This is a genomic window from Streptomyces sp. NPDC044984 (assembly GCF_040646935.1).
In the GTDB taxonomy this organism is placed as follows: Bacteria; Actinomycetota; Actinomycetes; order Streptomycetales; family Streptomycetaceae; genus Streptomyces.
Genome location: NZ_JBEZBE010000025.1, coordinates 119,664 through 132,410, shown reverse-complemented (window position 1 = coordinate 132,410; position 12,747 = coordinate 119,664). Strand labels below are relative to the sequence as shown.

The following is a 12,747-nucleotide window of genomic DNA, read 5'->3' as shown; positions in this document are numbered from 1 at the left end:
TCGACCACCTGGACGCCGCCGGCATCGAAGCCGACGAACTCACCGTCCACACCCCCGACCTCGACGACGTCTTCTTCGCCCTCACCGGCCCCACCGCCGTCCCCGCCCCGTCCAAGGAGAACGTCCGATGAGCAGCCTCGCCCTCGCCGTCCGCGACTCGTCCACGATGCTGCGCCGCAACCTCCTGCACGCCCGGCGCTACCCGTCCCTCACCCTGAACCTGCTGCTCACGCCGGTCATGCTGCTGCTGCTCTTCGTCTACGTCTTCGGCGACGTGATGAGCGCGGGCATGGGCGGAGCCGACCGCTCCGCGTACATCGCCTACATCGTGCCGGGCGTGCTGCTGATGACCATCGGCTCCACCACGATCGGCACCGCGGTGTCCGTCTCCATGGACATGAGCGAGGGCATCATCGCCCGCTTCCGCACCATGGCCATCCACCGGGGCTCCGTGCTCATCGGGCACGTCGTCGGCAGCGTGCTGCAGTCGGTCGCGAGCGTGGTACTCGTCGGCGCCGTCGGCGTGGCCATCGGCTTCCGCTCCACGAACGCCACGGCCCTGGAGTGGCTGGCCGCGTTCGGGCTGCTGGTGCTGTTCGCCCTGGCGCTCACCTGGATCGCCGTCGGCATGGGCCTGGTCAGCCCGAACGCCGAGGCGGCCAGCAACAACGCGATGCCGCTGATCCTGCTGCCGCTGCTGTCCAGCGCCTTCGTCCCGGTCGACGGAATGCCGGGCTGGTTCCAGCCGGTCGCCGAGTACCAGCCCTTCACCCCGGCCATCGAGACCCTGCGCGGCCTGCTGCTCGGCACGGAGATCGGCCACCACGGATGGCTGGCCGTGGCCTGGTGCCTGGGCCTGGCGGTGCTCGGCTACTTCTGGTCGGCCGCCAGGTTCGACCAGGACCCGAAGTAACTCCCGTGAGGGAACGAGCCGCGTCCCGCCCCGGGGCGGCGTACTCCGACACCACGTCGGCGCACGCCGCCCCACCGGCGTTCCCGGCGGTCCGTCCCGGTGCCGGCGTTCCGTCCGCCCGAGGGGCGACCGCTCAGTTCTCCGTCAGCAGCTCGTCCGCGTCCATGATCCGGTACGCGTACCCCTGCTCCGCCAGGAACCGCTGGCGGTGTGCCGCGAAGTCCTGGTCGATGGTGTCCCGGGCGACCACGGAGTAGAAGTGGGCCTGGTGCCCGTCCGCCTTGGGCCGCAGCACCCGGCCGAGCCGCTGCGCCTCCTCCTGCCGCGAGCCGAAGGTGCCCGACACCTGGATGGCGACCGTGGCCTCCGGCAGGTCGATCGAGAAGTTCGCGACCTTGGACACCACCAGGACGCTGATCTCGCCCTCCCGGAACGCGTCGAACAGCTTCTCCCGCTGGGCGTTCGACGTCTCGCCCTTGATCACCGGCGCGTCCAGGTGCTCGCCCAGCTCGTCCAGCTGGTCGATGTACTGCCCGATGACGAGGATCTGCTGCCCCGCGAACCGCCGGACGATCGCCTCCGTCACCTTCTGCTTGGTCGCCGTCGTCGAGCAGAACCGGTACTTCTCCTCCTGCTCCGCCGTCGCGTACGCCAGCCGCTCGGAGTCGGTGAGGTTGACCCGGACCTCCACGCAGTCGGCCGGGGCGATGTAGCCCTGCGCCTCGATCTCCTTCCACGGCGCGTCGAACCGCTTCGGGCCGATCAGCGAGAACACGTCCGACTCGCGGCCGTCCTCGCGCACCAGGGTCGCGGTCAGGCCGAGCCGCCGCCGGGCCTGGAGATCGGCCGTGAACTTGAAGACGGGCGCGGGCAGCAGGTGCACCTCGTCGTAGAGGATCAGGCCCCAGTCCCGGGAGTCGAACAGCTCCAGGTGGGGGTAGACGCCCTTCCGCTTCGTCGTCAGCACCTGGTAGGTGGCGATGGTGACGGGACGGATCTCCTTCCTCGTCCCGCTGTACTCGCCGATCTCGTCCTCGGTCAGCGAGGTCCGCCGCACCAGCTCGTGCTTCCACTGGCGGGCCGAGACGGTGTTGGTGACCAGGATCAGCGTCGTCGACTTCGCCTGCGCCATCGAACCCGCGCCGACCAGCGTCTTGCCCGCGCCGCAGGGGAGGACGACCACACCGGAGCCGCCGTGCCAGAAGTTCTCCACGGCCTGCTTCTGGTACGGGCGCAGCGCCCACCCGTCCTCGACCAGCTCGATGGGGTGCGCCTCGCCGTCCACGTACCCGGCGAGGTCCTCGGCGGGCCAGCCCAGCTTCAGCAGCGTCTGCTTGATCTGCCCGCGCTCGGAGGGGTGCACGACCACCGTGTCCGGGTCGATCCGGGCACCGACGAGCGGCGCGATGCGCTTGGAGCGCAGCACCTCCTCCAGCACGGGCCGGTCGGTGCTGGTGAGGACCAGGCCGTGCGCCGGGTGCTTGACCAGGCTGAGCCGGCCGTAGCGGTCCATGGTGTCGGCGATGTCGACGAGCAGCGCGTGCGGCACCGGGTAGCGGCTGTACTGCACCAGCGCGTCCACGACCTGCTCGGCGTCGTGCCCGGCCGCCCGCGCGTTCCACAGGCCGAGCGGGGTCACCCGGTAGGTGTGGATGTGCTCGGGCGCCCGCTCCAGCTCGGCGAACGGCGCGATGACCCGACGGCAGTCGTCGGCCTGCTCGTGGTCGACCTCGAGGAGCAGGGTCTTGTCGGACTGGACGATGAGCGGACCATTCACGCGCGGCTGCCTTTCTGCGACGGGCTCGGCACGGGCACTGCACGGCCAAACCTCCAGTTTGCCCGATCGCGCGCGCTCGCGGTCCTGAGCGGACCGGGCTACTTCAGCGGGGGCAGCGTGAGGTTGTTCACCAGCGGCCCCTCGACGGTCACCCCCTCGGTGACGAGCGGCTCCCCTCCGGCGGCCGGGATCGGCAACGGCAGCGCGGCGGCGGCCGGGGCGAGCACCGCGACGAGCGCGAGAGCGGGGAGACAGACGGCCACCGCACGGAACGTGGAAGGCACGGGACACCCTTTCATCTTCGGTCGACGGAACGGGCCGGTCCCGGGGGACGAGGGGCCGGCCCGCCGTGCACGAGGAACGGATCAGAACGAGAGACGTGTCAGGACGCGGAACGTGTCAGAGGGTCACGCCCCCGCCGAGGTCGATCCCGACCGCGGCGGCCTCGGCTGCGAACGCTCCGAGCAGCACGGCCGTGGAGGCCAGTACGGCGGCGACACGACGAACGGCACGCATGGGATTTCCTTTCTGTTGTGTGCGAACGGGCCGCTGTGGTCTCCGGCCCGCTCCGGACACACAGTGGCTGCCCACGGTCCGCCGCACGATGCGGAACGGCCCGCGAGCTCGCTCGTCGGAGCGACATCCCCGGCGTGGCGTGCATGAAGTCCGCCGTACACCCGAACGGCTCAGTCCGCGTCGTCCGCGAGCTCCGCGACCCCCGTGATCCTGTGCAGCGGATACGTACGCACCTCGTCCGCCGTGTGGTCGTACGCCGTGACGAAGCCGCCCTCGACCCGGACCGGGGCGATGACGCGCTGGCTGGCGCCGCCCTCGGCGTTGACGTAGCCGATCCACAGCGCCTCGCCGGTGAGGACGGCGGCCTGCACGGTGGCGAGGGTCTCGGCGGCGGTCGTACGGGGCGGCTCCCCGCGGACCGGGTCGCCCCCGCCGGCCGGTCTGCGCGGGGCGGTGGAGGCGAGGTCGCCGGCGCGGACGGCGCGGAGCGCCGCCGTGAGCAGGGTGTCGTCGGGGACCGGCGGCCCCTCCGGGACCGGCGCGGGAGGGGTGCGCGGCGGGGTGCGGTGGGCGTCGGCCCGGGCGATCACCACATCGCCCTCCGCCGACTCGGCGGCCGGGGCGAACCCCATCGCGCGCAGCCCCTCCAGCAGACCGGCCGGACCGGCCTGCGCGGCCAGCACGGTCGGGGCCAGCCGGCGCAGGCCCAGCCCCGCGGCCCGCCTGTCGGCGAGGATCTCGCTGAGCACGGCGTCGTCGTCGCAGCGGACGTACGCCGAGGCGGCGCCCACCCGCAGGTGCCCGTGCCTGCGGGCGACGTCGTCGATGAGGTACGCCAGCGGTTGCGGCACCGGCGTACGGGAGTGCGCGGCGAGGAAGGCGTGCAGGTCGGAGGCGGTCTGCCCGGCGTCGAGGGCGCGCCGCACCGAGCCGGGCGTGAACCGGTAGACGGTCGCGCCACCCTTCGACTCCACGTCCGCGAGGACCTCCAGCAGGTCGGCGAGCGGCCGCTCCAGCGGGCCCGGCGCCACCGCCGTCAGGTCGGCCTGGAGGAGCACGTGGTCCAGCGGTTCGGGCAGCAGCGGCGCGAGCAGGCGGGCGGCGGCAGCGGTGGCCGCGGCCTGCTCGGCGGGGGAGAGCGGCGCCGGCACCGGGGCGGGCCGGTGACGCACGGGCAGCTTGTCACCCGGCCCCTCGGGCTCCGCCTCCGGACGCCTGGCCGCGGGCGCGCCGATCAGCGCCCGCCCGTGCGCGGACAGGGCGCCGCGCCCGGTGATCCCGAGCATCTCCGCCTCGGAGAGCGTCCACCGCGCGATCCGCGCCCGCAGGTCCTCGCCCGCCGCCGCCCCCGAGGAGCCCTCCGCCCCGCGCGCGCCCGCCGCGCCGGGTGGGCTCCCTGCCGGGGAACCGCCCGCCCCACGAACACCCTCCGCCCCCGAAGGGGCCGGGCCGGCGGAACCCCGCCCGCCCTCGCGCGGCGGGCGCTCCCAGCGCAGCCGCGCCAGTACCGACTCGGGGGCCGGTGCGGCCCCCTCCGGGAGCCCGGCCAGCAGGGTCAGGACCCGGTGCCGTACCTCCGGGGCCGCCGAGCGGTCCAGGCCCGGGCCCAGGGCCGACAGCGTGCGGTCCTTCGCGTCCCGTCCGCCGGCCAGCCCCGGCGTGCGCGTCGCCGCCAGCCACGCCGTGACCAGGTGCGCCCACCGCTCCGCGGCGGGCCGCTCGAGCCACTCGTCGTACGCCGGGGTCGCCGCGTACCGCTCGTCGGCCTCCCCGTCGGAGGCCAGCAGCCCGGCCGTGTAGGCGAGTTCCACCCAGAACGCGGCCACCGGCTCGGTCACGTCCAGCGCAACGGCGGTCCGCTTCAGGTCCCGCACGCTCAGCCCGCCGGCCCGCAGCACCGCGGGTCCCCCCTCGTGCCAGTCCTTCAGCAACTCCTCGACGGTCGACAGCGCCGTGTACGCCTGTCCGGCCGCCGTCGCGTCCACCACCTGTGGACGGTGCGTGGCGGCGGCCTCGACGGGCGGCGGCACCGGCTCCGGCGTCCGGTGCGCCCGCCCGGCCCGCAGCCGCAGCGCCACCTCGCGCGGCAGCACGACCGTCCCGGGTGCCGTCGGCAGCAGCAGCCCCCGGTCCAGGAGCCAGCGCAGCCGGGGCGCGGGATCGGCGGTGACCTGCCCGTACGGCGGACCCCACACCAGCCGCTCCAGCACCTCCACCGACTCGGCCGGCGCCTCGTCGAGCAGCGCGGACATCCGCGCCGGGTCGTTGAACAGGGCGGTCAGGGAGGCCACGGCGGACACCGAGTCGTGCGTGGACGGCAGTCCCGCCGTCGCCACGATCTCCTGGATCCGCCCCGGCGACATCCCGGCGGTGGCCTCCCGCACCGTCGGCCCCAGCCCGGTCGGCGACGGGTGCTGCGGCGACGGCGCCAGCAGCTCACGGGCGGTGCGCACCAGCCGCAGCCGCTCGTCCCCGCCCCACACCAGCGCCTGCTCGCGCAGGACGCCGAGCGCGTGCGGCAGCGCGGCGGAGACCACCGGGTCCCCGTCGTCGCCCGCCAGCAGTCCGAGCAGTTCCCCGTACGACGCCGGGTCCGCCGCCACGGCCAGCGCCTGCGCCGTCTGCAGCGTGAACCGGTCCAGCCGCTCCAGCGCCCGTACGACCGAGGCGCGGGTGCCGGCGCGGGTGGCGAGCTGGGTGAGGTCGGTGGGCACGGGCGTGATGAGGTCCGGCCGGCTGCGCAGCAGCGCGGCCAGGGAGACGTCGTCCCGCCCCCGAAGGGCCTCGGCGAGGGATCGGGGGACCGCCGCGGGGTACTCCTCGGTGCTCATCCGTCTCACGTTAGCGGGTGGGTACGTCCCCGGAGTGCCGGGAGTTGGGTCGCCCGGCCCCGCTCGCGGTACCGTCGGGCGACGGTGTCCCGACGCATCCGTCCCGGAGGGGACTTCGTGGGTATCGAGAGCGACCAGGTCGTCTACGAGTTTCTGAGCCGCGTCGGCGACGTGGCGCAGCAGCGGCAGCTGCCGTCGGCGGCCCGCATGCGGCTGGTCGCCGAGCTGCGCGACGAGATCGACCGGCGCCGGTCGAAGGCCGTGGTCGACTCCCCGGCCGCGGTCCGCCGCATCATCTCCCGCCTCGGCACGCCGACCGCGGTCGTCACGGCGGCCGAGGAGGCCTCCGGCGCCGCCCCGGGCGCCGCTCCCGTGCCGCCCCCCGCCGTCCCGGTGCAGCGGGAGCCCGAGCCGCGGGGCGCCGAGGCCCGCGGCGGTCGCCCGAAGGGCGTGCTGCGCCGGGTCCTGCCCCGTCCCCGTCCGGACGGGACGCCGGACGGCGGCCCCGCCCCCGCCGACGTGCCGTCCCCGCCGCACCGGGCGGGTACGGACGAACTCGGCGACAGCGCCACCCAGCCCGACTGGTGGCGGGTGGACAACAGCGCGTTCGGCATCGGCGACGAGGTGCCGGGCTTCGTCGGCGGCGTCGAGATCCCCGAACTCCTCAAGCCGCCCCCGGCGAAGGAGAAGGGGGCGACGCCGCCCGAGCCGGCCGCGGCCCCCGTCGCTCCCGAGGCGGAGCCCGCCGCTTCCCGGCGCCGCCGCTTCCTCCCGCGCCTCCCCTCCGGCCGCTGGAGCAACCCCCTGCTCCTGCTCGCCGCCGGTCTGCTGGTCGCGGGAACCGTGATCGGCGACTGGCGCGCCCTGATCCTGGGCTGGCTCATCGCCTACGCCTCCCGCCGACTGACCCAGGCGGAGATCAAATGGGCGGTGGTCATCCTCCCCGGCCTCGCGCTCGCGGGCGGTGTCGTCTGGCTGTGGGGCAGGACGGAGGGCCGCTGGGGCACGCCCGTCCCCGAGGGCCACATGAACGACGCGATCTCCGAGACGTGGCCGTGGGTCGTCCGGGCCGCGGCCCTCACCACGGCCCTGTTCCTGGTCTGGCGCTCCCAGCGCCAACGCTGACCCGGCCCTTCCGGGGCTCAGCCCAGCGCCTCTGGGGCTCAGCCCAGCGCCTCCGGCTCAATCCAGCCCCTCCGGCGTTTGAGGAGCGGGGGTCCGGGGGCAGCGCCCCCGGGGACGGGACGGGAAGGGGCGGCGGGGGCGATCCAACCCGGGCGTCCGGTTGCGCTCACGGCGCTTGCCAGGTGCCGCTGCGCCCACCCGTGCCGCCCCAGCGGCACGACTGCCCGCAGCTACGAGCGGCGCGGCTGCCTGCGGCTATGGGTGGCACGGCTGCCTGCGGCTATGGGTGGCGCGGCTGCCCGCCGCAGGCGCTGGGTGGCCGACTGCCCGCAGCTGTGGGTGGCCGACTGCCCGCCGCAGGCGCTGGGCACAATGGCCCATATGGCCATCCCCACCCCGCTCCCGCCCACCGTCGGCTTCGACCTCGACATGACGCTCATCGACTCCCGGCCCGGCATCCGTGCCTGCTACCTGGCGCTGGCCGAGCGGACCGGGACGTACATCGACGCCGACCTCGCGGTCAGCCGGCTCGGGCCGCCGCTGGTGGACGAGCTGGCCAACTGGTTCCCGGCCGAGCGGGTCGAGGAGACGGCGGACCTGTACCGGGCGATGTACCCGACGTACGCCATCACCGCCACGCCCGCCCTGCCCGGCGCCCGTGAGGCGATGGCGGCCGTACGGGAGGCGGGCGGGCGGGCGATCGTCGTCACCGCCAAGTACGAGCCCAACGCCAAGCTGCACCTGGCCCACCTCGGGATCGAGCCGGACGCCGTGATCGGCGACCTGTGGGCCGAGCGGAAGGCGCTGGCGCTGCGCGAGCACGAGGCCACCGTCTACGTCGGCGACCACCTCGGCGACGTGCGCGGCGCACGCACCGCCGGCGCGCTGTCCGTCGCGGTCGCCACCGGCCCGTACGGTCCCGACGCGCTCCGCGAGGCCGGCGCGGACGTCGTCCTCACCGCTCTGACGGAATTCCCCCGGTGGTTTTCGGACTACTGCTCGGACAACTGACCGGAAACCGGCGCGGAAACCCGCTCCGCCCGCGCCCGGCGGCGGCCCGCCGCTACCGAACGCAGTACGCCCGCGCCCGCCATCAGGAATCCGACGGCCATGAACATGCTCAGCCCGAACATGTACGTCGGAAAGGGCGTCGTCCCGAGGAACAACGGGGCCACGGTGACCAGAGTGGCCACGGCGCCGACGAAGAAGACGATGCCACCGGCACGGACCAGGCCGTCACCGGGCACGGGGGAATTCGCTTGGGTTTTGTCACGCACCGGACCAGGGTAGTTCCCAGCGCGAAGGAACAACCCGGTGACGTCTTGTCACCGGCCTGAAGACCATTAGCCTTGTACCGGCGGGTCATCGGGCCCGCCCGAGTGCTATCAAGAGCCGATTTCCGAAGCAGTTTTCCCGACGAGTACGAGGACGAGGACAGACGTGCCCACCGGCAAGGTCAAGTGGTTCAACAGTGAGAAGGGCTTCGGCTTTCTCTCCCGTGACGACGGCGGCGACGTCTTCGTGCATTCCTCCGTCCTCCCCGCCGGAGTCGAAGCCCTCAAGCCGGGCCAGCGCGTCGAGTTCGGCGTGGTCGCCGGACAGCGCGGCGACCAGGCACTCTCCCTGACCATCCTGGACCCGACCCCGTCGGTCGCGGCGGCCCAGCGCAAGAAGCCGGACGAGCTGGCCTCCATCGTCCAGGACCTGACGACCCTGCTGGAGAACATCACGCCCCAGCTGGAGCGGGGCCGCTACCCCGACCGCGCAGCCGGCAAGAAGATCGCCGGCCTGCTCCGCGCGGTCGCCGACCAGCTGGACGTCTAGGACGCCGGATCCCCTACGGGAACCGCAGCGCGTCCGGGCCGAGGGGCGGCACCAGCCCCTCGGCCGCCGCGCGCGTGAGCAGCCCCCGTACGGCCGCGTACCCGTCCTCGCCGAGACCGGCCGTGAACTCGTTGACGTACAGCCCGATGTGCTGGTCGGCGACGGCCGGGTCCATCTCCTGGGCGTGCTCCATGACGTACGGGCGCGACACCTCGGGCTCGTCCCAGGCCATCCGCACCGACGTCCGGACGGAGTCGGCGAGCCGCGTCAGCGCCTCCTCGCCCAGCGACCGCTTCGCGATGATCGCGCCCAGCGGGATCGGCAGCCCGGTGGTCCGCTCCCAGTGCTCACCCATGTCGGCCAGCCGGTGCAGCCCGTAGTTCTGATACGTGAAGCGCGCCTCGTGGATGACGAGTCCCGCGTCGACCTTCCCGTCCCGTACGGCGGGCATGATCTCGTGGAACGGCATCACGACGATCTTCCCGACCCCGCCCGCCCGTCGCCCACCACCGCCCTCGACCGAGGGCCCTTCGGGCCCGCCCCCCTTGATTCCGACGACGTCCGCCGCCCACAGCCGGAACAGCAGGTACGCCGTCGACCGTTCGCTCGGCACGGCGACCGTACGGCCGGTCAGGTCCGTCCCGGCCTCCCGGGTCAGCACCAGCGGCCCGCAGCCCCGCCCCAGCGCGCCCCCGCAGGGCAGCAGGGCGTACGTGTCGAGGACGTACGGCAGCACCGCGTACGACACCTTCAGCACGTCCAGTTCACCGCGCTCGGCCATGCCGTTGGTGAGGTCGATGTCGGCGAACGTCACGTCGACGGCGGGCGCGCCGGGGACGCGGCCGTGGGCGAGGGCGTCGAAGACGAAGGTGTCGTTCGGGCAGGGGGAGTAGGCGATCCGCAGCCGCTGCTGCTCACTGGTGGTCATGCTGAATCCAACTCTCCAGGACGGGCGCGAGCTTCCCGAAGCCCTCGGTGAGGGCCGTCAGGGCGTCGCCGATGCGCCAGGCGGCGCGGTCGCGCGGGCCGACGGGGTTCGACACCGCCCGCACCTCCAGTACGGGCCGCCCCTGTGCGGCGGCCGCCTCGGCCACGCCGAAGCCCTCCATGCCCTCGGCGAGGGCGTCCGGGTGCCGGGCCCGCAGTTCGGCGGCACGATCGGCGGTGCCGGTGACGGTGGAGACGGTGAGGACGGTGCCGGAGCGGGCGCCCGTCACGCGAACGGCCTCCCGCACGAGTGATCCGGGGGAGTGGTGCGCGACGCGCCCGAAGCCCAGTTCGGTGACGGGGAGGAAGCCGTCCGCGGTCTCGGCGCCGAGATCGGCCACGGCGATCGTGCGGGAGACGACGAGCGAGCCGACCGGCGCTTCGGGCTGGAAGCCCCCGCCGATACCGGCGCAGACGACGAGACGGTAGGGGGTGCCGTCGAGTGCGGCGGCGGTGAGCGCGGCGGCGGTGGAGGCGGCGGCCGAGGCGGGGCCGACGCCGGCGGCCACCAGATCGCACCCGCCGTCCGTCCGGACCAGGCTCACCCCGGGGAGGCGCACCTGCTTCGCCGCCCCCGGGAACGCCCCGGCCACCGCGTCCCGCTCGACGGGGACCGCGGTGGCCACGAGGACGCGTGACGACGACGTGATCAGTCGTCCTCCTTCTTCAGCCGGAAGGACCACAGACCCGTGGTCGACTTCTCACCCTCCTTGATCGACACCAGGGTCGAGTCGCCCTGGGCGCCGTACTGGGCGTTGAAGAACACACTGCCCGGGATGACCTGGTAGGTCTTCTTGCTGGAGTCGACCAGCGGCTGACCGTTCATCAGGATGGTCCAGCCGTTGTCGGCGATGTCCGGGTCGACGCCGAAGCGCACGCTCTCGGTGGGGTCGACGGTGATCTCGTCGATGCCCTTGTCCTTCAGGCACTCGTTGAGCGTCTCGGTGGTCAGGGCCTCGCCCTCGCCACCGCAGGTGGCCTCCGAGCTCACCGAGTCGCTGCCCACCGTGAGGGTGGCCATCGACGTCGGCTTGTCACAGGCGGCCAGGACGAGCAGTCCGGCGGATACGGCGCCGGCGGCGGCGACGGCGCGGCGGCGTCGCACAGCGGATTGCAACGTGGTCATGGGCGAAGGCTATCGGGCACGCGTGTCCCTCTCCCCATGCGGGGGTACGGCGTGGCCGCGCCGTTACGCCACCCGCGCCCGCCCCGCGTTCCCCTGCCGGGCCGAACGGACCAGCCCGCGGACCGTGGTCAGCCAGCCCGCGGCGACGATCGTCGCGCCCACCGCCAGCCCCAGCGCGCCGATCAGCGGCATCGCGATGCCGATCGCGCCGCCCAGCACCCACGACATCTGCAGCAGCGTCTCCGAGCGCGCGAACGCCGACGTCCGCACCAGCTCGGGCACGTCCCGCTGGATCAGCGCGTCCAGCGACAGCTTGGCCAGCGCCTGCGCGAACCCGGCGATCGCGGCGAGACACGCCACCAGGACCGCGCCGAAGAACGCGGCGGCCAGGATCGCCGCGCTCACGACACACGCCACCACCGTCACGATGATGATCTCCGGGGCGCGCGACCGCAGCGACGCCCCGACCGCCGTACCGAGCGCGTTGCCCGCGCCCGCCGCCACGCCCACTATGCCGAGCGACACCGCGGCGCTCTGACCCGTCATCGGGTGGTCGCGCAGGAGGAAGGCGAGGAAGAAGATCAGGAAGCCGGTGAGGCAGCGGATGGAGGCGTTGGCGCCGAGCGCGTGGGTGACGGCCGGGCCGACCGTGCGCAGCCCGGGGCGTTTCTCCGTCCTGCGGTGCGGGCCGTGCAGGTGCCGCTCGTCGGCGGCGAGCAGCGCCACGTCCTCGCCCTTGGCGGAGTCCACCTTCGGCGGCAGCCGGAAGGACAGGAACATCCCGGCCACGAAGATCAGGAACGCCCCGTACAGCGGCCAGCGCGGCCCGACCTGTTGCAGGCCCGCGCCGATCGGCGCGGCGATCCCGGTCGCCAGCAGCCCGCCGAGCGTCACCCGCGAGTTCGCCTTCACCAGGGAGAAGGCGGGCGGCAGCAGCCGGGGCACGACCGCGCTCCGGACCACCCCGTACGCCTTCGACGAGACCAGCACGCCCAGCGCCGCCGGATACAGCTCCAGTCCGCCGGTGACGACCGCGCCGGACAGCACCAGCGCGAGCAGGGCCCGGGCGAGCATCGCGCCGGCCATGGCGGCGCGGCGGCCGTGCGGGAGGCGGTCGAGGAGCGGGCCGATCACCGGGGCGAGGAGGGTGAACGGCGCCATGGTGATGGCGAGGTAGAGGGCGACGCGTCCGCGCGCCTCGTCGGTCGGCACCGAGAAGAACACCGTGGACGCCAGTGCGACCGTGATCATGACGTCGCCGGCGCCGTTCACGCCGTGCAGTTCGATCAGCTTGCCGAGCCCGGACTCCCCCGCGCCGTGCGCGTGGGTCGCCCGGCGGATCCCCCGCGCGGTTCCGGTCACCGGCAGGTGCAGGGCACGCCCGAACGCGCGAAGACGACCGCCCGCCCGGCTCGTCCCGAAGCGTCGGCCGCTGTCCCTGCCCCCTTTCGGCCCACCGGTTCCGGTGGCGCCCTGGGGTGTCCTCGCGGTAGCCACGACGCCATAGTGCCCCGAGAAGGCGGTGTGTAATGCCGTATCGCCGTGGACGCCGCCCGGGTGCGGCTGTACGGCGGAACGCCGGAAGCCGACGGGAACACGTCAGCGGAGGCAGCCGGGCGTCCCCCGGAAACCGGCGCGCGGGACTCCG

The 12,747-nt window shown here is 74.0% G+C and carries 12 protein-coding genes and 1 pseudogene; 5 read left to right on the top strand and 8 right to left on the bottom strand.

Going from position 1 to position 12,747, the window contains the following annotated elements; all coding sequences use genetic code 11:
- Positions 1–131: pseudogene (locus AB0A94_RS25890) on the top strand (ABC transporter); the annotation flags it as partial.
- Complete coding sequence (locus tag AB0A94_RS25885; RefSeq protein WP_361748047.1) at positions 128–913, top strand: ABC transporter permease; 786 nt, start codon at positions 128–130, stop codon at positions 911–913. The pseudogene AB0A94_RS25890 and the gene AB0A94_RS25885, both read left to right, overlap by 4 nt.
- A gap of 133 nt (positions 914–1,046) precedes the next feature.
- Here the strand turns inward: AB0A94_RS25885 and AB0A94_RS25880 are convergent, their stop codons facing one another.
- The 3 genes from AB0A94_RS25880 to AB0A94_RS25870 all read right to left on the bottom strand — a co-directional run bounded on the left by AB0A94_RS25880 (position 1,047) and on the right by AB0A94_RS25870 (position 6,037).
- Positions 1,047–2,690, bottom strand: coding sequence for a DNA repair helicase XPB (locus AB0A94_RS25880; protein ID WP_361748045.1), 1,644 nt, complete (start codon positions 2,688–2,690; stop codon positions 1,047–1,049).
- A 98-nt stretch (positions 2,691–2,788) separates the two neighbouring features.
- A complete protein-coding gene (locus AB0A94_RS25875) occupies positions 2,789–2,989 on the bottom strand; it encodes a hypothetical protein (RefSeq protein ID WP_361748043.1) in 201 nt (66 codons plus the stop codon).
- A 387-nt stretch (positions 2,990–3,376) separates the two neighbouring features.
- Positions 3,377–6,037, bottom strand: coding sequence for a helicase C-terminal domain-containing protein (locus AB0A94_RS25870; RefSeq protein WP_361748041.1), 2,661 nt, complete (start codon positions 6,035–6,037; stop codon positions 3,377–3,379).
- A 117-nt stretch (positions 6,038–6,154) separates the two neighbouring features.
- On the opposite strand from AB0A94_RS25870, the gene AB0A94_RS25865 reads away from it, so the two are divergent.
- Both AB0A94_RS25865 and AB0A94_RS25860 read left to right on the top strand, forming a co-directional pair.
- Entirely contained in the window at positions 6,155–7,162 is a 1,008-nt protein-coding gene (locus tag AB0A94_RS25865; RefSeq protein ID WP_361748039.1) for a hypothetical protein, read from the top strand.
- 372 nt (positions 7,163–7,534) lie between these two features.
- The gene (locus AB0A94_RS25860; protein WP_361748057.1) at positions 7,535–8,173 is read left to right on the top strand and encodes a haloacid dehalogenase-like hydrolase; all 639 of its coding nucleotides are present in this window, start codon (positions 7,535–7,537) and stop codon (positions 8,171–8,173) included.
- Here the strand turns inward: AB0A94_RS25860 and AB0A94_RS25855 are convergent.
- Positions 8,155–8,439, bottom strand: a complete 285-nt coding sequence (locus tag AB0A94_RS25855; protein WP_361748037.1) for a hypothetical protein — start codon at positions 8,437–8,439, stop codon at positions 8,155–8,157. The two genes, AB0A94_RS25860 and AB0A94_RS25855, sit on opposite strands and share 19 nt — an antisense overlap.
- A gap of 163 nt (positions 8,440–8,602) precedes the next feature.
- On the opposite strand from AB0A94_RS25855, the gene AB0A94_RS25850 reads away from it, so the two are divergent.
- Complete coding sequence (locus tag AB0A94_RS25850) at positions 8,603–8,986, top strand: cold-shock protein (RefSeq protein ID WP_142194665.1); 384 nt, start codon at positions 8,603–8,605, stop codon at positions 8,984–8,986.
- Positions 8,987–8,999: 13 nt separating this feature from the next.
- Here AB0A94_RS25850 and AB0A94_RS25845 read toward each other — a convergent pair whose 3' ends face one another.
- From AB0A94_RS25845 to AB0A94_RS25830, 4 genes are all read right to left on the bottom strand, one after another.
- On the bottom strand, positions 9,000–9,914 hold the full coding sequence (locus tag AB0A94_RS25845; RefSeq protein ID WP_361748034.1) for a 1,4-dihydroxy-6-naphthoate synthase: 915 nt from the start codon (positions 9,912–9,914) through the stop codon (positions 9,000–9,002).
- Positions 9,901–10,656 carry a futalosine hydrolase gene (locus tag AB0A94_RS25840; protein WP_361748032.1) on the bottom strand — a complete coding sequence of 252 codons (756 nt, stop codon included), beginning with the start codon at positions 10,654–10,656 and terminating at the stop codon, positions 9,901–9,903. The genes AB0A94_RS25845 and AB0A94_RS25840 overlap by 14 nt, the downstream gene beginning before the upstream one ends.
- Complete coding sequence (locus AB0A94_RS25835; RefSeq protein WP_361748055.1) at positions 10,623–11,078, bottom strand: DUF2771 domain-containing protein; 456 nt, start codon at positions 11,076–11,078, stop codon at positions 10,623–10,625. The genes AB0A94_RS25840 and AB0A94_RS25835 overlap by 34 nt, the downstream gene beginning before the upstream one ends.
- An 84-nt stretch (positions 11,079–11,162) precedes the next feature.
- Positions 11,163–12,596 (bottom strand): MFS transporter, encoded by a 1,434-nt coding sequence (locus AB0A94_RS25830; protein WP_361748030.1) that lies wholly within the window; start codon positions 12,594–12,596, stop codon positions 11,163–11,165.
- Positions 12,597–12,747 lie beyond the last annotated feature (151 nt).